This is a genomic window from Streptomyces varsoviensis (assembly GCF_000718635.1).
GTDB lineage: Bacteria > Actinomycetota > Actinomycetes > Streptomycetales > Streptomycetaceae > Streptomyces > Streptomyces varsoviensis.
In genome coordinates this window covers 198876-217278 of record NZ_JOBF01000001.1, presented here as the reverse complement: position 1 = coordinate 217278, position 18403 = coordinate 198876, and the positions used below count along the sequence as shown (strand labels likewise).

15 protein-coding genes and 5 tRNA genes are annotated in these 18403 nt (G+C 74.4%); 8 read left to right on the top strand and 12 right to left on the bottom strand.

Annotated features, from left to right (window positions below; genetic code table 11):
* The first annotated feature begins 145 nt into the window (after positions 1–145).
* The 5 genes from IF55_RS00970 to IF55_RS00950 all read left to right on the top strand — a co-directional run bounded on the left by IF55_RS00970 (position 146) and on the right by IF55_RS00950 (position 593).
* Positions 146–218: transfer RNA gene (locus tag IF55_RS00970), tRNA-Gly, on the top strand.
* 33 nt (positions 219–251) lie between these two features.
* A tRNA-Cys gene (locus IF55_RS00965) sits at positions 252–325 on the top strand.
* A 1-nt stretch (position 326) separates the two neighbouring features.
* Positions 327–398: transfer RNA gene (locus IF55_RS00960), tRNA-Val, on the top strand.
* Between the two features lie 23 nt (positions 399–421).
* A tRNA-Val gene (locus tag IF55_RS00955) sits at positions 422–493 on the top strand.
* 28 nt (positions 494–521) lie between these two features.
* Positions 522–593, top strand: a tRNA-Val gene (locus IF55_RS00950).
* A 219-nt stretch (positions 594–812) separates the two neighbouring features.
* Here IF55_RS00950 and IF55_RS00945 read toward each other — a convergent pair.
* Positions 813–1040, bottom strand: coding sequence for a hypothetical protein (locus tag IF55_RS00945; protein WP_030879552.1), 228 nt, complete (start codon positions 1038–1040; stop codon positions 813–815).
* Between the two features lie 210 nt (positions 1041–1250).
* Positions 1251–1508 (bottom strand): hypothetical protein, encoded by a 258-nt coding sequence (locus IF55_RS00940; RefSeq protein ID WP_030879550.1) that lies wholly within the window; start codon positions 1506–1508, stop codon positions 1251–1253.
* A gap of 228 nt (positions 1509–1736) precedes the next feature.
* Here IF55_RS00940 and IF55_RS00935 point away from each other — a divergent pair, with 228 nt between their 5' ends.
* A complete protein-coding gene (locus tag IF55_RS00935; RefSeq protein ID WP_030879547.1) occupies positions 1737–3071 on the top strand; it encodes a serine/threonine-protein kinase in 1335 nt (444 codons plus the stop codon).
* A 317-nt stretch (positions 3072–3388) separates the two neighbouring features.
* Here the strand turns inward: IF55_RS00935 and IF55_RS00930 are convergent, their stop codons facing one another.
* The 8 genes from IF55_RS00930 to IF55_RS00895 all read right to left on the bottom strand — a co-directional run bounded on the left by IF55_RS00930 (position 3389) and on the right by IF55_RS00895 (position 15821).
* Entirely contained in the window at positions 3389–4207 is an 819-nt protein-coding gene (locus IF55_RS00930) for a TrmH family RNA methyltransferase (RefSeq protein ID WP_030879545.1), read from the bottom strand.
* A gap of 53 nt (positions 4208–4260) precedes the next feature.
* Positions 4261–5526: a uroporphyrinogen-III C-methyltransferase gene (gene cobA / locus IF55_RS00925; RefSeq protein WP_030879543.1), complete on the bottom strand. Its 1266-nt coding sequence runs from the start codon at positions 5524–5526 to the stop codon at positions 4261–4263.
* A gap of 197 nt (positions 5527–5723) precedes the next feature.
* Positions 5724–8114, bottom strand: coding sequence for a nicotinate-nucleotide--dimethylbenzimidazole phosphoribosyltransferase (gene cobT, locus IF55_RS41395; protein WP_425428509.1), 2391 nt, complete (start codon positions 8112–8114; stop codon positions 5724–5726).
* Between the two features lie 2626 nt (positions 8115–10740).
* On the bottom strand, positions 10741–11955 hold the full coding sequence (gene cbiE, locus IF55_RS00915) for a precorrin-6y C5,15-methyltransferase (decarboxylating) subunit CbiE (RefSeq protein WP_030879537.1): 1215 nt from the start codon (positions 11953–11955) through the stop codon (positions 10741–10743).
* A gap of 202 nt (positions 11956–12157) precedes the next feature.
* Positions 12158–12799 (bottom strand): GNAT family N-acetyltransferase, encoded by a 642-nt coding sequence (locus IF55_RS00910; protein WP_030879536.1) that lies wholly within the window; start codon positions 12797–12799, stop codon positions 12158–12160.
* A 166-nt stretch (positions 12800–12965) separates the two neighbouring features.
* Positions 12966–13823 (bottom strand): MetQ/NlpA family ABC transporter substrate-binding protein, encoded by an 858-nt coding sequence (locus IF55_RS00905; protein ID WP_030879532.1) that lies wholly within the window; start codon positions 13821–13823, stop codon positions 12966–12968.
* 136 nt (positions 13824–13959) lie between these two features.
* Positions 13960–14700 carry a methionine ABC transporter permease gene (locus tag IF55_RS00900; protein ID WP_030879530.1) on the bottom strand — a complete coding sequence of 247 codons (741 nt, stop codon included), beginning with the start codon at positions 14698–14700 and terminating at the stop codon, positions 13960–13962.
* Positions 14697–15821, bottom strand: a complete 1125-nt coding sequence (locus tag IF55_RS00895) for a methionine ABC transporter ATP-binding protein (protein ID WP_078643326.1) — start codon at positions 15819–15821, stop codon at positions 14697–14699. The genes IF55_RS00900 and IF55_RS00895 overlap by 4 nt, the downstream gene beginning before the upstream one ends.
* Before the next feature lie 441 nt (positions 15822–16262).
* Here IF55_RS00895 and IF55_RS00890 point away from each other — a divergent pair, with 441 nt between their 5' ends.
* Both IF55_RS00890 and IF55_RS00885 read left to right on the top strand, forming a co-directional pair.
* Entirely contained in the window at positions 16263–16622 is a 360-nt protein-coding gene (locus tag IF55_RS00890) for a hypothetical protein (RefSeq protein ID WP_030879524.1), read from the top strand.
* Positions 16623–16624: 2 nt separating this feature from the next.
* Positions 16625–17110 (top strand): hypothetical protein, encoded by a 486-nt coding sequence (locus tag IF55_RS00885; RefSeq protein WP_030879521.1) that lies wholly within the window; start codon positions 16625–16627, stop codon positions 17108–17110.
* A gap of 74 nt (positions 17111–17184) precedes the next feature.
* On the opposite strand, the gene IF55_RS00880 is transcribed toward IF55_RS00885, so the two are convergent.
* Together IF55_RS00880 and IF55_RS00875 are read right to left on the bottom strand one after the other, a co-directional pair.
* A complete protein-coding gene (locus IF55_RS00880; RefSeq protein WP_281180909.1) occupies positions 17185–17763 on the bottom strand; it encodes a GNAT family N-acetyltransferase in 579 nt (192 codons plus the stop codon).
* Between the two features lie 3 nt (positions 17764–17766).
* Entirely contained in the window at positions 17767–18321 is a 555-nt protein-coding gene (locus IF55_RS00875) for a sigma-70 family RNA polymerase sigma factor (RefSeq protein ID WP_030879518.1), read from the bottom strand.
* Positions 18322–18403 lie beyond the last annotated feature (82 nt).

Sequence of the window (18403 nt, the reverse complement as noted above, 5' to 3'; positions counted from 1 at the left end):
GTCTATGACCGGCCGCCCGCCGGACCGCCCCGGGGGAAATGAACCCCGCGGCAAGCTGGGCAAACGGAATTTGAGCTGGCGCTGGAATCCGCTAGAGTTCAACACGTCGCCGGGACGCGCAAGCGCACCGGGCACAACGACACCTGCGGACGTAGCTCAGTTGGTAGAGCACCACCTTGCCAAGGTGGATGTCGCGAGTTCGAGTCTCGTCGTCCGCTCGAAGTGGGGATCTTCCCGAACCCCGCACTCCGGGTGGAGTGGCCGAGAGGCGAGGCAACGGCCTGCAAAGCCGTCTACACGGGTTCAAATCCCGTCTCCACCTCCAAGGACGATTAGCTCAGCGGGAGAGCGCTTCCCTGACACGGAAGAGGTCACTGGTTCAATCCCAGTATCGTCCACCGGGACCCGCGAAGGTCCCCCCGCGCGATTAGCTCAGCGGGAGAGCGCTTCCCTGACACGGAAGAGGTCACTGGTTCAATCCCAGTATCGCGCACGCGACAGAGCAGCACCCGCGACACCGAGGACGATTAGCTCAGCGGGAGAGCGCTTCCCTGACACGGAAGAGGTCACTGGTTCAATCCCAGTATCGTCCACACAGCACAGCGGCCGGGCCCCGGTAAAGGGCCCGGCCGCTGACGTTTGCCCGTACGCCCCGCCGGTCCGTATCCGCTCCGGCGAGAGCGCACCGGAACGCGCGATGGCCGGGTACCTCCCCAGGTACCCGGCCACTCGTGCCGTCCGCCGCACCCCCGTCCCCACGGGGTTAGGCCGGAATTCCCCGGCCCGGGCCGCTCTCCCGGGCCGCGGGGCGCTCAGCGCCCCAGCGTTCCGGCCACGGACGACGCTTGGATGACGACGGCGTCCCAGCCGCCGAAGGCCACGGCCAGGAGCACCGCCAGCGGCAGCACCATCGCCGCCGCGATCAGCGGGTGGCGGGTGCGGCCGGACTGCCGGAGGCCGAGGGCGCCCAGGGCGCCGAAGGCGTCGACGGCCCGGCGCCCGCGGCCCCGGATCATCGCGCGTCCCGCACTGTCCGCCATCGTTCCCCGCTCCCGCCGTATCCCGTCGATTCCTGTTCGTTGCCGCAGCGGCGGGCGTCCGACCTCGGGGGACGAGTGCTACGCCCGCCGCTTGACCTCAACATTAGGCGCGCGCCGCACCCCCGGCGTCATGCCCTCGTATCGATTGGCGGCACTCCCGGAGGATGACGGCGGCTCGCTCCGGCTACTCCCCTGGGTGGAGAGCGCCCCTCACGCCTTGGGGTCTTCCCGGAGGGGTCGCTCGGCGTCGTCGACCCTCGGCACCGGGTGCTCGACCAGGGCCAGCACCCGGGTGGCCATGAAGCGCGCGGTCCGCACCACCGAGCCGCTGCGGGTGACTTCACTCACTTCCACCACTCCGCGGCGCACCGCCGTCTCGACCCTGCGCCCCGCCCTGCTCGCCACCACGTCGTACGTCCGTGTCGTGTCCCCGGCGTCCACCACTATCTCCACGCGGTCACCCTTCACCGGCCCAATCCCCCTTCTGTGCACTGCCTTTGCGACCCGGGGCCCGGATTCGGAACCAGGACCCGGCGGTCCGCGTCCACCCTTCAAGGGTCCCACCCGGCACTGACAATCCGGTTGACGACGCATGCGCGGCCTATCAGCACGCCGGGCCGTCAATCCGTAAGCTGTGCCTCGTCAAGACGGATGGGCAGCGGAGTGGGGCCTCCCCACCGGAGGTAGGGGACGGACATGGCGATGATGCGGCTCCGGCGCGAGGACCCGCGTGTCGTCGGCTCGTTCCGGCTGCACCGGCGGCTCGGCGCGGGCGGGATGGGCGTGGTCTACCTCGGTTCCGACCGGCGCGGGCAGCGGGTGGCGCTCAAGGTGATCCGGCCGGACCTGGCGGAGGATCAGGAGTTCCGGTCCCGGTTCGCCCGCGAGGTGTCGGCGGCGCGGCGGATTCGCGGCGGCTGCACGGCGCGGCTGGTGGCCGCCGATCTCGAAGCGGACCGGCCGTGGTTCGCCACGCAGTACGTGCCCGGGCCCTCCCTGCACGACAAGGTGAACGAGGAGGGGCCGCTGTCGGCGGCTCAGGTCGCCGCCGTCGGCGCGGCGTTGTCCGAGGGCCTGCTGGCCGTGCACGACGCGGGTGTCGTCCACCGCGACCTCAAGCCGTCGAACATCCTGCTCTCCCCCAAGGGCCCGCGGATCATCGACTTCGGCATCGCCTGGGCCACCGGCGCCAGCACGCTGACGCACGTCGGCACGGCCGTGGGCTCGCCCGGCTTCCTCGCACCCGAGCAGGTGCGGGGCGCGGCGGTGACGCCGGCCACGGACGTCTTCGCGCTGGGCGCGACGCTCGCGTACGCCTCCACGGCCGACTCCCCGTTCGGCCAGGGCAGTTCGGAGGTCATGCTCTACCGCGTCGTGCACGAGGAACCGCAACTCATGGGCGTACCGGACGCGCTGGCGCCGCTGCTCCACGCGTGCCTGGCGAAGGACCCCGAGGAGCGGCCCAGCACCCTCCAGTTGTCGCTGCGGCTCAAGGAGATCGCGGCGCGGGAGGCGCACGGCGTCGCGGAGAACCGGCCGCCGGCCCCTCGCCGGGAGCCGGAGCGCCCCACGGGCCGCCGCGCCGAGGAGTACGCGCAGCAGCACACCGAGCGGCGGCCGGGCGGCACCCCGGCGCCGCGCCCGCAGCAGCCGCGCGCCGCGGAGAGCCCCCGGGCGTCGGCGCCGCGTACGGGCGGCGGGCGCACGACGAACGGCGGGGGGCGCGCGAACGGGGCGCGTACGGGCAGCGGCCGCACCACGGGCGCCGGGCGCGGACCGGCGGGCCGGAGCGGTGCGCGCCCCCCGGCCCGTACGACCGGCACGGGACGACGCTCCCCCGGACCGGACCGCCGGCTGCTGCGCCAGCGCCTGATCGTCTTCGTGGTCGTCACGCTGCTGGTGGCGCTGGGCATCGCGGCGGCCCAGGGCTGCCAGGGCCCCGCCAACAGCATGCGCGAACTCCACCGTCCGCCGGTGGAATCGGCCGGGGCGGGCCCGGCAGGCCCGGCCGCCCCGGCGGCGGGGGCCTGAACAGCCCTACGGGATGGGGGCGGTGACGGCGGGGGGCAGGGTGCCGCGCGCCGCTTCGAGCCGGGCCGGTGTCGACGGGAGCGGGGGGTGCTCCTTCGGGGCCGGTGCCAGTGACGATGGGGCAGGAACCGCGCGCCTCTTCGGGCCGAGGCCGGTGACGGCAGGGACAGTTCCCGGCGGCTCCTCGGGTCAACTCCCGGGGCCCCGGGTGCAGTCTCGCCAGTTCGTCAGGCCGACCCTGGCGTGCCCTTGGGGCAGTCTCGCCAGTTCGTCGGGCCGGACCCGGGGCGCCCGGGGCAGTGCCGGCGGCCACCCGGTCAGTTCTGGGGGCGTCCGGTGGCTACCGCGTAGAAGGCGACGGCTGCCGCGGCGCCGACGTTGAGGGAGTCGACGCCGTGCGCCATGGGGATGCGTACCCATTCGTCGGCGGCCATCAGGGCGCGCGCGGAGAGGCCGTCGCCCTCGGCGCCCAGCATGAGGGCGGCGCGTTCGAGGCGGTGCGGGGCGGCCTCGTCGATGGCCGTGGCCTTCTCGTCGGGGGTGAGCGCCAGCAGCTTGAACCCGGCGTCGCGTACCGTCTCCAGGTCGCGGGGCCAGGTCTCCAGCCGCGCGTACGGCACGGAGAAGACCGCGCCCATCGACACCTTCACCGACCGGCGGTAGAGCGGGTCGGCGCAGTCCGGGGAGAGCAGCACGGCGTCCATGCCGAGGGCGGCGGCGCTGCGGAAGATGGCGCCGATGTTGGTGTGGTCGTTCACGGACTCCATGATCACGATCCGCCGCGCGGCGCCCAGCAGGTCGGCCGCGGCCGGCAGCGGCTTGCGCTGCATGGAGGCGAGCGCGCCCCGGTGCACGTGATAGCCGGTCACCCGCTCGGCGAGCTCCGGCGCGACGGCGTAGACGGGGGCCGGCACCTCGTCGATGACGTCGCGCATGACGTCGACCCACTTGGCCGACAGCAGCATCGAGCGCATCTCGTACCCGGCGTGCCCGGCGCGTCTGATGACCTTCTCGCCCTCGGCGATGAACAGTCCCTCGGCGGGTTCGCGCCGGCGGCGCAGCTCCACGTCCGTGAGCCCGGTGTAGTCGCGCAGGCGGGGGTCGTCGGGGTCGTCGACGGTGATGAGATCGGCCACAGGGTGATACTGCCTTGTCGTGGTTGCGGTGCCAATGTGCGGGACGAGAACGGTTACCGGCTGGTACCGGAGCCGAGGGCCACCACGTCGCCGATGACGATGACGGCCGGCGGCCGTACCCCCTCGGCCGTGACCGTCTCCCCCAGCGTTCCCAGCGTCGCGTCCACCCGGCGCTGGGCGGCGGTCGTGCCCTCCTGGACGACGGCGACCGGGGTGTCCGCGGGCCGCCCGGCACGTACGAGGGCCGCGGCGATGGCGCCGCTGTTCTCGACGCCCATGAGGACCACGAGGGTGCCGCGCAGCTTGGCGAGCGCGGCCCAGTCGACCGTGGAGCGCTCGTCGTCGGGCGCGACATGGCCGCTGACGACGGTGAACTCCTGGGCCACACCCCGGTGCGTCACCGGGATGCCGACGGCGCCGGGCACACTGATGGAGCTGGAGATGCCCGGCACCACGGTGCACGGTATCCCCTGCTCCGCCAGGGCCGCGGCCTCCTCCATGCCGCGGCCGAAGACGAAGGGGTCGCCGCCCTTGAGGCGGACGACGGCCTTGCCGGCCCTGGCGTGTTCGATGAGCGCGGCGTTGATGGCCTCCTGGGCCATGAAACGGCCGTACGGGATCTTCGCCGCGTCGATGACCTCGACGTGCGGCGGCAGTTCGTCGAGCAGATCACGCGGGCCGAGCCGGTCCGCGATGACGACGTCGGCCTCGGCCAGCAGCCGCCGCCCGCGCACCGTGATCAGATCCGGGTCGCCGGGCCCGCCGCCGACGAGGGCGACTCCGGTCGTACGGGCGCGGTGGTGCGGCGCGGGCAGCGTGCCGTCCCGCAGCCCCTCGATGATCGCGTCCCGGACGGCGGCCGACCGGCGCGGGTCCCGGCCGGTCAGGACCGCGACGGTCACGCCCTCGCTGCGCCCGGTGGCCGGTGTCCAGGCCGACGCGGCCTCCGCGTCGTCGCTGCGTACGCACCACACCCGGCGCGCCTCGGCCTCCGCCGACGCGGCGGCGTTGACCTCGGGGTCGTCGGTGCTGATCAGCGCGTACCAGGCGGCGGCGAAGTCGCCGTCCCGGTAGCCGCGCCGTTCCCAGCGCAGTTCGCCCGCCTCGGCCATGGCCTCCACGGAGGGGGTAGCCGACGGCGATACGAGCAGGATGTCCGCGCCGGCCGCGATCAGGGCGGGCAGCCGCCGCTGGGCGACCTGCCCGCCGCCGAGGACGACGACGCGGCGCCCGGCGAGGCGCAGTCCGAGGGGGTAGGCAGCGCTCGCGGCGTGCGCGGTGTCCTTGACGTGCCCGGCGTCCTTGACGTGTTCGGACATGGTGCTCGCGGCTCCTTGGTACGGCGACGGGGCGCCGCTTCAGCGGTGGAGCGGCAGGTCAACGGGGGGACGGGCCCCGGCGAACACTTTACGGTGCGGCGCCGGGGCCCACGGCTGCCGTACGGGCGCGGGAGACCGGGGAGGGCCTCCGCGCGCCGTTCACGGTCGGCGATGAGCGGGCTCGCGCCCGCCGCCGCTCACGCCTTCTCGGTCACCCCGGCGGCGTCGAACGTGGCCACCTCGTGCATGGCCCGCGCCGCGCTCTGCACCACGGGCAGCGCCAGCAGCGCCCCCGTGCCCTCGCCGAGCCGCAGGTCGAGGTCGACCAGCGGTCGCAGCCCCAGCTTCGTCAGCGCCGCCACGTGGCCGGGCTCGGCGCTGCGGTGGCCCGCGATGCAGGCCGCCAGCGCCTCCGGCGCGATGGCCCGCGCCACCAGGGCGGCGGCGCCGGCGCTCACGCCGTCCAGGATCACCGGCGTACGCAGCGAGGCGCCGCCCAGCACCAGTCCGACCAGCGCGGCGTGCTCCAGCCCGCCGACGGCGGCCAGTACGCCCACCGGGTCGGCCGGGTCCGGCTTGTGCAGGTCGAGGGCGCGCCGTACGACGTCCACCTTGCGGGCGTGCATCTCGTCGTTGATGCCCGTGCCGCGGCCGGTGATCTCGGCCGGGTCGGTGCCGGTGTAGACGGAGATGAGCGCGGCGGACACGGTCGTGTTCGCGATGCCCATCTCGCCGGTCAGCAGCGCCTTGTTGCCGGCGGCGACCAGGTCGCGGGCGGTCTCGATGCCGACCTCGATGGCGCGCAGCGCCTCCTCGCGGGACATGGCGGGCCCGGCCGTGAAGTCGGCGGTCCCGGCCCGTACCTTGCGCGGCAGCAGCCCCGGCGTGCTCGGCAGGTCCCCGGCGACGCCCACGTCGACCACGCAGACCTCGGCGCCGACCTGGTTGGCGAAGGCGTTGCAGACGGCGCCGCCGCCGAGGAAGTTGGCGACCATCTGCGTGGTCACCTCCTGCGGCCAGGCCGTGACGCCCTGGGCGTGCACGCCGTGGTCGCCGGCGAAGACCGCGACGGCCGCGGGCTCCGGGATCGGCGGCGGGCACTGCCGGGACAACCCGCTGAGCTGCGCGGAGATGATCTCCAGCATGCCGAGCGCCCCGGCGGGCTTCGTCATCCGCTTCTGCCGCTCCCACGCCTCGCCGAGCGCCTTGGCGTCCAGCGGCCGGATGCCCTGAAGGGTCTCGGCGAGCAGGTCGTGCGGCTCCTCGCCGGGCAGCGCGCGCCGCCCGTACGTCTCCTCGTGCACGACCCAGGACAGCGGGCGCCGCTTGGACCAGCCCGCCTGCATCAGCTCCGGGTCCGCCGGGAACTCGTCGACGTAGCCGACGCACAGGTAGGCGACGACCTCCAGGTGCTCGGGGAGGCCGAGTTCGCGGACCATCTCGCGCTCGTCGAAGAAGCTGACCCAGCCGACGCCGAGCCCTTCGGCGCGGGCGGCGAGCCACAGGTTCTCGACGGCGAGCGCGGAGGAGTACGGGGCCATCTGCGGCTGCGTGTGCCGGCCGAGGGTGTGCCGGCCGCCGCGGGTCGGGTCGGCGGTGACGACGATGTTGACCGGGGTGTCGAGGATCGCCTCGACCTTCAGCTCCTTGAACTGCTTGGCCCGCGCCTTCGGCAGCGACTTCGCGTACGCCTCGCGCTGCCGCGCGGCCAGGTCGTGCATCGTGCGGCGGGTCTCCGCGGAGCGGATGACGACGAAGTCCCAGGGCTGCGAGTGCCCGACGCTCGGCGCGGTGTGCGCGGCCTCCAGGACGCGCAGCAGCACATCGTGCGGGACGGGGTCGGTACGGAAGCCGTTGCGGATGTCGCGGCGCTCGCGCATCACGCGGTGTACGGCGGCGCGCTCGGCGTCGTCGTAACCGGCGGCGGCTTCACCGGCGGCCACGGCCTCGGCGGCCTCCGCGGCGTCTTCCGTCTCCCCGTCGGTCGCGACCTGATCGGCGGCGGCGCCGTCCTGCGGTGCGGCCGACTCGGCTGCCGCGTCGGCGCCTATCGAGTCGCCCGGCGCCGGGCCGGGGCCGACTCCTTCGGCCCCGGCTTCCGCGGCTCCGGCCGCCTCGGGGCCGGTCGCACCGGCCTCGGCCTCTTCCGAAAGGTGCGCGACACCGTCGCTGCCGACGGCGAACGGCGTGGACAGCGACGGTACGGTCGCGTCCTCGCCGCCCGCGGGCCGCGGGGCGTCCGTGCTCCCGGGTACGCCTGCCGTGCCACCGGGCTGGTCGGTCGGCTGGTCAGTCGGCTGGTCGGCCTCGTCGCCGGCCGCTTCGGCGGCGGGGGCCGCGGGCTGGAGCGCGGAGCCTTCCTCGGCGGGGGCCGCTGCCTGAGCTTCACCGCTCGACTCGGCAGACGTCTGCGCGGAGGCGACGGCGGCCTCGGCCCCAGCCGCACCGGCCGGCTCGGCGGCCACGTCAGCGCCGGCGGCTTCGGGCTGCGCCTCGCCGCTCGGGTCGGCAGCCACCTGGGCGGTGGCCTCGTCAGGACCGGCAGTCTCGCCGGCCGGGGCCCCGGACGCGGACACAGCGGCGGCCACAGCCTCGGGCTGCGTCTCGCCGCCCGACTCGGCAGGCGCCTGCGCGGCGGCGTCGCCCGCCGGGGCGCCGGAGGCGGCCTCATCGGCCTCAGGGGCCTCACCCGCAGTTGCCCCGGAAGCGGGCTCAGCGGCGCCTACGGCTCCGGGCTGGGCCTCGCCACCCGACTCGGAGGCAACCTCCCCGGAGGCCGCGTCGGCGCCGGCAGCCTCGCCCGCCGGAACCCCGGCGGCGTGCCCAGCAGCAGCCACAGTCTCGGAGGGGGCCGCATCGTCCGAATCGGCAACCGCCTGGGCGGCGGCCTCGTCAGCGCCGGGCGAATCCGCAGGCGCCTGCGCGGCGGCAGCGGCGGTCTCGCCCGCCGGAGCGCCGGACGCGGGGTCAGCAGCAGCCGTAGAGGCGACGGCCTCGGCCCCGGACTGCGGTTCGGCGGCGGCCGAACCCTCCGCGCCGGGGGCCGCCGCAGCCTCCGGCGCATCGGCCTGCTCAGCGCCTTCCGCCTCCGCGGAGCCCGATGCAACGGGCGCGGGCTCGCCCGCCGTGGCGGGGCCGGCGGCCTCAGCCGACGCGGCCTCTTCGGACGCTCCGGCGTCCTCGGGCCGAGGCTCCGCCTCCCCCGCCGACTCCGGCTCGGCGGTCCCCGCCACCGCCTCAGCGGGTACGGGCTCGGCAGCCCCAGCGTCAGGCACGGGCGCGGTGGCATTGGGCGCGGAAGCGCCAGGAGCGGACCCAGCTTCGGCCGCAACGGCGTCCGGAGCGAGGGCATCGGCGTCAGGCGTGGCCCCACCATCCGGCGCGGAAGCGCCAGGAGCAGGCTCGGCCCCCGGCACGGAGGCGGCCGCATCCGACGCGGAGGCGTCGGCGTCAGACGTGGCCCCGGCGTCCGGCGCGGCAGCGCCAGAAGCGGGCTCGGCCCCCGGCACGGCCTCAGCGTCGGCCGCGCCGACACCCGGCGCGGGCTCGACGACCGGCGCGGAGGCAGCCGCATCGGGCACGGACCCGGCCACCGAACCAGGGGCAACGGCGTCCGAAGCCGGCGCGGCAGCAGCCACATCCGGCGCAGGGGCACCAGCGTCAGACGCAGCCCCACCATCCGGCGCGGCAGCACCAAGAGCAGGCTCGGCCCCCGGCACGGACTCAGCGTCCGCCGCGACGACACCCGGCGCGGGCTCGGCGACCGGCGCAGAGGCAGCCGCATCGGGCACGGACCCGGCCTCCGGACCAGGGGCAACAGCGTCCGACGCCGGCGCGGCAGCAGCCGCATCCAGCACAGGGACACCAGCGTCAGACGTGGCCCCCGCGTCCGGCGCGGCAGCGCCAGGAGCGGGCTCGGCCTCCGGACCAGGGGCAACGGCGTCCGACGCCGACCCGGCCACCGGCGCGGCAGCAGCCGCATCCGGCGCGAGGGCACCAGCGTCAGACGCAGCCCCACCATCCGGCGCGGCAGCACCAGGAGCAGGCTCGGCCCCCGGCACGGCCCCAGCGTCGGCCGCGCCGGCAGCCGCAGCATCAGGCACAGTTCCAGCGACCGGCGCGCCGGCAGCCGCATCCGACGCAGCCTCGCTCACCGGCGCGGAGCCGTCGGCGTTGGGCACGGTCCCGGCCTCGGGCGCGCCGGTGGCCGCGTCCGGCGCGGGCCCGGCCACCGGCGCGGCAGCGCCAGGAGCGGGGCTCGGCGCGGGCACGGAGGCGCCCGCCGGGGCGGGCTGCGTCGGCGTCTGCGGGTGGGCGTCCCAGGCGCCCGCCTGCGGCGGGACCTCGCCTAGGCGCGGGCCGTGGTCGGCGCCGTCGCGCGGCACGTCGAGGTATTCGGGGCCCGCGGTCGGGGGGCCGGGGTGCCGTACGGGCGGGACGTTCCGCGGGCCGGCGGCGGGGCCGCGGTCGGCGAGGGAGCGTACGACCCCGCCGGAGGTGTCCGGGACGGGCGGCCCCATGTGCAGGGGGCGCCGCGGCGGAGTGGGCGGGGCGGTGGGCCGGGAGTCGCGGACGGCCCCGTACTCGACTGAGGCGGTGTCGCGCCCGCCGGTCTCGTGCGTGCTGCCGCGCGGCGTGGGCGCGGGCCCGGCCGGGGGGTTCTCCGTCCAGGCGCCCTGCGCGCCCGGCATCAGCAGCAGGTCGTCCTCGTCCATGCCGCCGTCGAGGCTGCCGTCCAGGTCGCCGGCGCCTTCCTCGACGGCGTCCGGGCCGGCGAGGAAGGCGTACGTGGAGGGGGCGTGGGCCGGGCGGCCCGGGAGGCTGACGCGGGGCGCGCCGGCGGGGGCAGGGGCCGCGGCGTCCGCGGGGTGCGGCTGTCCGGGCTGTGCGCCTGCGTTCCCCGGCTGTCCCTCGCCCGGGATCTGGCCGGTGTCGGTCATGCGTACCCCTCGCCCATCGGTAGTGCTCCTTCGAACCGCTCCCGCCCTTGCGTCAAGAACGAGCGTCCGTGCCTCGCGGCACGTTGCGCGCGGTATGCCGCCCGTACCACCCTGCCTCGTGCGCCACCAAGCCGGTGGTGCTTTCCGGACATTGGCGACCGGGAAGTCGAATGCCGGGCGGCCGTACAACAGTCGGCCAGCCTACCCTTTGCCGTGCTCGGCGGGGGCATGGGTGGGATCGGCGGCACCCTCGTGAGCAGGCACGGGGGCGGTTTCACGGGTGGGCGCGGTGGCCGCTCAGGAGGAAGGCCACGGCGCGCTCGCGCTCCGTCCAGCCGCGGGGGTCCAGCTCCATCGCCTGGAGCAGTACGCACTCGACGCCGTACCCGGCGGCCGCGAGGACCCGGCCCACGGCCTCGGCCTCGTCGCGGGTCGAGGCGTGCGTCACGATCCGCTCGGGGCGGCGGGCGGCGCACGCGTCGACGACCCGCGCGCCGCCGCCGCCGACGCGGATGACGTCGGGTTCGGGGAGGTCTTCGAGGACCTGGGGGGCGGTGCCGTGGACGATGTCGAGCTGGACGCCGAAGCGGCGGGCGACGGCGGCGGTGCGGCCGCAGGCGTCGGCGTCGCGGTCCACGGCGATGACGGCCGCGCCGAACCGGGCGGCCTCGACGGCCGCCGCGCCGCTGCCGGAGCCGATGTCCCAGACGAGGTCGCCCACGCGCGGGCCGAGGCGGGCCAGTTGCGCGGCGCGCAGCTCCGTGGACTCGCCCTCGCCGAGTGCGGTCCCGTACGCGCCGGCGGGCAGCGCCCAGCCCCGTACCGGCGGCGGGTAGCCGGGGTCGCGGCCGGCGAGCCAGCCGCTGCCCTGTACGGCGGCGGTGCGCGAGCCGCCGATGACGATGACGACGTTGGGGTCGCGCCAGGCGTGGTCGACGACCTTGTCGGAGGTCAGCACGGTGACCTGTTCGCGCTCGGTGCCCAGGGCCTCGCAGATGACGAACGTGCGGTGCACCGGGCCGAGCAGCAGGGCCAGTTCGGCGGGGCCGGCGCCGGGCGAGGTGAGGACGGCGACCTTGGTGTGGGCGCGGCAGACGTTGACGGCGCGGCGCAGGTCGCGGCTGTGGGCGACGACGACCTGGGCGTCGTCCCAGGGCATGCCGGCGCGGGCGAAGGCGGCGGCGACGGCGGAGACCGCCGGGACCACCTCGACCTCCAGGCCGTGTTCGGGGGCGCGGAGGGTGCGTACGACGCCGAAGAAGCCGGGGTCGCCGTCGGCGAGGACGACGGCGGTGCCGCGGTGCTGGGCGATGCGCCGGGCGGCGAGGTCCAGGCTGCCGAGCCTGATCCGTTCGGCGGCGGGCGGTACTTCGGGCAGTGCCAGGTGGTGGGCGGCGCCGGCCACGAGGGTGGCCGCTTCCATGGCGGAACGGGCGGCGTCCGTGAGCGGGGAGCCGTCCCAGCCGATCACCGTGACCCGGTCGGCCATCGTCGTCAGTCTCCTGGGCTTGTCGCGGGTCGGGCGGATCGACAGGTCTGGCAGCGGTCGGTCGGCGGACAGGTCGAAACGGACCCGCGGGGGCGCGGGTCCGGGCGGGGGCGCGAACACGGTGAGCGTATCGCGACTGGTCCAGACCGGGCAGCGGCCGTTGCCGTCCGGGCTCGGCCGGGGGCCGCTCGCCGGGGCGCCGTCAGCTCCAGTCGGGGTAGGCGGCGGCGTACCCGGAGTCCTCGGCCGCCTCGTCGTGGGCGCCGTCGAGGTCTTCGGGGAGCAGGCTCCACACGAGGAGGTCGGTGCGGATGCGGGCCCAGCCGCCGTCCTCGGTGCGGGTGCGGGCTATCCAGGCGTTGCGGAGCACGCCTTCGCTGATGCAGCCGATCTTCTGGGCGACCTGCTGGCCGGCCGCGTTGTCGGCGGCGGTGCGCAGTTCGACGCGTTCGAAGCGCAGGTCGCGGAAGAGCCATTGGGCGACGGCGAGCACCGATTCGCAGGCGTAGCCCTCGCCGCGGGCCCAGGGGGCGGTGGCGTAGGACATCTCGGTGGTGAGCATCCGCCAGTCGGTGTTGCGCAACTGGACGGTGCCGACGAGCCGCTGGGTGAGGAATTCGGTGACCGCAAAGACGATTCCGCGCCCGCTGGTGCGCTCGGCGGGGGCGCGCCGCGCGGTCCAGTCGCGGGCGTCGGCGGTGGTGTAGGGGTGGGGCGCGGCGGTCCAGGCGGTGATGAGTTCGTCGTTCATCATCTCGGTGAGCGCGGGGACGTCGGCGTCCTCGAATGGGCGCATCACCAGCCGGTCCGTGCTGATGGAGATGTCCGGAAAGGTGGATGTCATGCTCTGCTCCAACGCCGGGGACCGGGGTGATCTGGACCGTCTTGAGTGCACAAGCATGCAGCATGGGCCCGCGGGGGTGCCAAGCGCGTGGGCCCCGCGCACGCCGCTCGCGTGTGCGGGGCCCGGGTCCGTACGGACGGGCGGCCGGGGGCCGCGGGGGCCGGTGTCAGCTCTTGACGGGGCCGAAGGCGGGCAGGACGGAGCCGTCGGTGTACTTGGACTCGATGAACTTCTTGACGTCGTCGGAGTTGAGGAGCTTCGCGAGCTTCTCGACGCGCGGGTCGTGCTCGTCGCCCTTCTTCACGGCGAGGAAGTTGGCGTACGGGTTGCCCTTGGCCTGTTCCAGGGCGAGGGCGTCCTCGGAGGGCTTGAGGTGCGCGCCGATGGCGAAGTTGCCGTTGATCACCGCCGCGTCGACGTCCTTGAGGCGGGTCGGGATCTGGGGGGCCTCCAGCTCGGTGAAGCTGAGCCCCTTCTTGTCGGTGATGTCGGACAGCTTGGCGTTGGCGCCGACCCCGGCCTTGAGGTCGATGAGCTTGTGGTCGGCGAGCAGTTTGAGGGCGCGGCCCTCGTTGGTGGCGTCGTTGGGCACGGCGATCTTGGCGCCGGCCTTGAGGTCGGAGAGCTTCTTGGCCGTCTTGGAGTAGAGGCCCAGCGGCTCGATCTCGACGTTGACGACGGGCACGATGTGCGTGTTGTTCTTCTTGTTGAACTCGTCCAGGAACGGCTTGTGCTGGAAGAAGTTGGCGTCGACGTCGCCGTTCTCGGTGGAGGTGTTGGGGAGGTTGTAGTCGTTGAACTCCTTGACCTCCAGGTTGAGCCCGGCGTCCTTCGCCAGCTTGTCCTTGACGTAGTCGAGGATGACGGCGTGCGGGGTGGGGCTGGCGGCCACGACGAGCTTGGCGTCGGCGCCGCCCTTCTTGCCGCCGGAGTCGGTGTCGGAGGGCGCGCTGCACGCGCTGAGGCCGGCGGTCAGCGCCGCGGCGACGGCGACGGCTGCGGAGATCTTGATGGTGTCGCGCACGAAGAGTGCCTCTTTCTCATCTCACGAAATGGTGCGCCCGGCGAAGGGTCCGGGCTCGTGGGTACGGGGTGCGGGGCGGCGTGACCGGCGGTGGGAGACACCGGAGATACGTCTCCAGCGGCGGCGCCCGCGCGGGTCAGGGCTTGGCGATCGTGGCCTCCTGGGCGGTCCGGGCCGACCAGGGCAGCCGGATCCGTACGGGCGTCTGGGCGCGGGAGGTGCCGCGCGGGGCCAGCCGGCGGGCGACGAGGTCGCCGATGAGCTGGACGAGGGTGACGATGACGATCAGCACGATGACGGTGACGACCATCAGGCCGGTCTCGAAGCGCTGGTAGCCGTAGACGATGGCGAGGTTGCCGAGGCCGCCCGCGCCGATCGCGCCGGCGATGGCGGAGTAGCCGATGAGCGCGATGACCGTGGTGGTGAGCCCCGCGACGATCGAGGGCAGCGCCTGCGGCAGCAGGACCTTGAGGACCAGCGTCCAGGTGCCGCCGCCCATCGACTGCACGGCCTCGATCAGGCCGTGGTCGACCTCGCGGACGGCGGTCTCCACGAGCCGGGCGAAGAAGGGGATGCCGCCGACGGCGAGCGCGACGACCGCGGCGCTGGGGCCGATGGAGGTGCCGACCACGAAGCGGGTGAAGGGGATCAGCACCACCATCAGGATGATGAACGGGATCGAGCGCCCGATGTTCACGACGGCGCCGATGACCTTGTTCACCAGCACGTTCTGCAGCAGGCCGCCGCGGCCGGTGAGGACCAGCAGGACGCCGAGCGGCAGCCCGACGACGACGGTCCACACGGTGGACCACAGCACCATGAAGAGGGTGTCGAGACAGGCGTCGGACAGCAGCGGCTGCATCTCGGACCAGCTCACTGGGCACCGTCCTTCGCGAGTCCGGCGGCCTCCTGGAGGCCGTCGGAGTCCACGGCGTCGGCCACGGCCGCGACCTCCACCTGGAGCCCCTGCTCGCGCAGGAAGCCGATGGGGACGACGTTCTCCTCGAAGCGGCCGGGCAGTTCGATGCGCATCCGGCCGACCTGCTTGCCCGCGACGGTGTCCATCGCGGCGCCGAGGATCGAGATGTCGATGTTGTACGTACGGGAGAGCTGGGAGATGACGGGCTGGGTGGCGGCCTCTCCGTGGAAGGTGACGTCGACGACGGTACGGTCCGGGCCGGACGGCTCGCCGCCGACCGGGAACAGCTCCGCGGCCAGCTCGGAGCCGGGGGTGGCGAGCAGTTCGGAGACGGTGCCGGACTCGACGACGCGGCCGCCCTTCATCAGGGCCGCGGAGTCGCAGATGGTCTTCACGACGTCCATTTCGTGGGTGATGAGCAGCACGGTCAGGCCGAGCTGCCGGTTGAGGTCGCGCAGCAACTGGAGGATCGAGCGGGTGGTCTCGGGGTCGAGGGCGGAGGTCGCCTCGTCGGAGAGCAGCACCTTGGGGTCGCCCGCGAGCGCGCGGGCGATGCCGACGCGCTGTTTCTGGCCGCCGGAGAGCTGCGCCGGGTACGCCTTGGCCTGCGCGGAGAGGCCGACGAGGTCGAGGAGTTCCAGCGCCTTGCGGGTGCGCTCCTTGCCGGAGACGCCGAGGATTTCGAGCGGCAGCTCGATGTTGTCGCGCACGGTGCGGGAGGAGAGCAGGTTGAAGTGCTGGAAGACCATGCCGATGCGGCTGCGGGCCTGGCGCAGTGCGGCGTTGGCGCGCTGGCCGCGTCCGGCGAGGGCCGTGAGGTCCTGGCCGGCCACGGTGACCGTGCCGGAGCTGGGGCGCTCCAGGAGGTTCACGCAGCGGATGAGGGTGGACTTCCCGGCGCCGCTCCGGCCGACGACGCCGTAGACCTCGCCCTCGCGGACGTGCAGGTCGACGCCGTCGAGGGCGGTGACCTCGCGGCCGCGCGAGCGGTAGACCTTGGTCAGGTCCGTGGTGGTGATCACAGGGGTTTCCGTCACTGTCGAGTGCGCGGCGCGGTCGCGCCGGGCACGGGCATGCATTGCGGAACGCGGCGGGGAACCCGGCGGGGCGCGCGGGCGCGGTCGGGGGTTCCGGTGACGCGGGGCGTGGCCGGCCGGTACGGGCAGCGCGCGTACGGTCACGGCGTCATGGCTCACGGTCTCGCTTCGGGGCGCGAGGCTCGGACAGGGGCCCTCAGCGGTCACACATTCGACACAGGCGGCGAGCACCGGGCGGCGTGATCGCCTCGGTCGCAAGGGTGCGGCTGCTCGTCGTGGTCATGCCGTCAAGTAAAACAGACGTACGGACGGCCCGATCAAGCGTGTCCGTATTTTGGACGCTAGCGACCAGCCTGTGGACATTTCCGCTCGGGCCGCGAGCGGCGCCGGCGGGGGTGCGCGGAGCCCGGCGGTGGTCGCCGATTAGAGTCGGCGCATGCCTGTCACGCCCGCTCCCTCCGCCCGTACCGCGCGGAGGCCCTGGTGATCACCGCCCTGACCGTCGCGGTCGGCGGGTGCGCGCTCGCGCTGGCCGCGTGGTGCGGCTTCGCCGCCTACCGCGACCAGCCCACCAAGGACTGGCACTTCATCGGCATGGCCGTGGTGTCGCTGCTCGCCCTCGTCCAACTGGTCGTCGGCGTCGTGCGGCTGGCGGGCGGCGACCGGCCGGACCAGGGGCTGCCGATCTTCCTGGCGTATCTGATCGGCTCGGCCGTGTGCGTACCGGCGGCCGGCTTCATGTCGCTGTCGGAGCGGACCCGCTGGGGCTCGGTGACGGTCGCGGCGGGCGGCGTCATCCTGGCCGTACTGGAAGTGCGGCTCTACGACATCTGGGGAGGCTGACGATGCCCGACTCCACGACGGCCGCGCGCTCCGACGGCGAGAGGGGCCGGACGGAGCCGACGGACCCGACGGACCCGACGGGCCGCACCGGCACGAAGCCCGGGTTCAGTCTCGGCCAGGGCCCGGGCCGGCTGCTGGTCTGGCTCTACGGCGTGTTCACCGTCGCGGCGGCGTCCCGCTCCATCGTCCAGATGATCATGGACTTCGGGCGGGCGCCGCTCGCCTATGTGCTCTCGGCCGTCGCCGCCGCGGTGTACGCCTTCATCACGTACTCCCTGGTGCGCGGCGGCGAGGGCGCCCGCCGGGCGGCGCTGGTGTGCTGCGCGGCCGAGCTGGCGGGGGTGCTGGTCGTCGGCACCTGGACGCTGGTGGCGCCGTCCGCCTTCCCCGACGCGACGGTCTGGTCGGACTACGGCATGGGGTACCTCTTCATCCCGGTCATCCTGCCGGTGACCGCGATGATCTGGCTCCGCCGGGCGAAGCGCTGAGGGCGGGGCGCGCGGCGCCGACGGGCCGTCCGGCCGGGGCGGCGGTCCCGCCGCCCCGGACCGTTGCGGTGCGCTCAGGCGCTGGCCACGTACGAGTCGGCGTCGGCGGCCTTCTCCAGGGTGACCACCGTGAGGTGCCGGCTGACCTCCTCGCGGGAGACGGGGGCGTAGCCGTACTTGCGGTAGAGGCGCAGCGTGCCCTCGTTGCGGTGACCGGTCAGCAGCCGGAACCGCTTGGCCGCCCGCTCCTGCGCCAGCCGCTCCTCGATCGCGGCGAGCAGCCGCCCGCCGAGGCCGTGCCGCTGCAGGCGCGGGTGGACGATCAGCTTGTCGATGCTCGCCGTGCCGTCCGCGTCGACCGTGCCCCGCACCGAGCCGACGACTTCCCCGCCGAGCCGGGCCACGAGCACGCATCCGGCGCCCAGTTCGGCGCGCACGTCGTCGAGCGACTGGGTGAGCGGTTCGATGGAGTAGTCGCCGTACAGCGCGGCTTCTCCCTGGTAGCAGAGGTACTGGAGTTTGAGGATCTGCTCGACGTCGTGCTCGGTCGCCGCAGAGATGGTCACGCTCATGCCCATGTGCGCATGCCTCCCTTTTCGGTGCCGCTCGGCCGGAACGACGCCGAGGGTGGACGTCGTCTCCGTGGCGCCGATTGTCTAACGCTCCCTTCCCCAGGGGTCAGGAGCCGCAATCTCCGCCATGAGCATTCTGCGCAGGCATCCCAGGCAACGGGAACGGACTGGCCCCAAAGATCCTTGTGAGATACCCAACTCTCCTGCGATTTCCCGGTACGTAGGGTCAGTTTTGGACAGAAGTGCGCCCAGCAGCCGTGGACAGCGGCCGGGCAGCCGGCGCACGGCGGCCCGCAGCGCGCGCCGCTCCTCGGCGGCCAGCACCTCGCTCTCGACCTCGGATTCCGCCCCGGTGTACGGGCCCGCGTACGGCCCCGCGTACGCGCCGCCCGGGGAGGGCCCGCCCGCCTGGTCGTACGGCACCTCGCGGCGGGCCCGGCGGCGGGCGTCGCGCGCCTCGGTCCGTACGGCCGTGCGCAGCCAGGCGGCGGGCTCGGCCGGCGGCCCCGTCCTGCGGGTGCGCTCCAGCAGCCGCAGCCAGACGCCCTGTTCGAGGTCGGCCGCCTCGATACCCGCCGCGTGCGCCTCGGCCCGGGCCTCGGCCGCGAGCAGCGGGCTCAACTCCTTCAGGATGTTCATGCCGGGCGGGACGTGGCCGCGGCGACGCGCGGTTGCCGATCCGGCCGCGCCCCACCCGTGCGGGTCAGGCGGCGCCCGCCGT

Bases quoted from the DNA above. Each gene is read 5' to 3' on its own strand.
- IF55_RS00945 (WP_030879552.1), bottom strand. From the start codon at position 1,040: ATGGCGGACAGTGCGGGACGCGCGATGATCCGGGGCCGCGGGCGCCGG.
- IF55_RS00935 (WP_030879547.1), top strand. From the start codon at position 1,737: ATGGCGATGATGCGGCTCCGGCGCGAGGACCCGCGTGTCGTCGGCTCG.
- cobA (WP_030879543.1), bottom strand. From the start codon at position 5,526: ATGTCCGAACACGTCAAGGACGCCGGGCACGTCAAGGACACCGCGCAC.
- cbiE (WP_030879537.1), bottom strand. From the start codon at position 11,955: ATGGCCGACCGGGTCACGGTGATCGGCTGGGACGGCTCCCCGCTCACG.
- IF55_RS00910 (WP_030879536.1), bottom strand. From the start codon at position 12,799: ATGACATCCACCTTTCCGGACATCTCCATCAGCACGGACCGGCTGGTG.
- IF55_RS00895 (WP_078643326.1), bottom strand. From the start codon at position 15,821: ATGCATGCCCGTGCCCGGCGCGACCGCGCCGCGCACTCGACAGTGACG.
- IF55_RS00885 (WP_030879521.1), top strand. From the start codon at position 16,625: ATGCCCGACTCCACGACGGCCGCGCGCTCCGACGGCGAGAGGGGCCGG.
- IF55_RS00875 (WP_030879518.1), bottom strand. From the start codon at position 18,321: ATGAACATCCTGAAGGAGTTGAGCCCGCTGCTCGCGGCCGAGGCCCGG.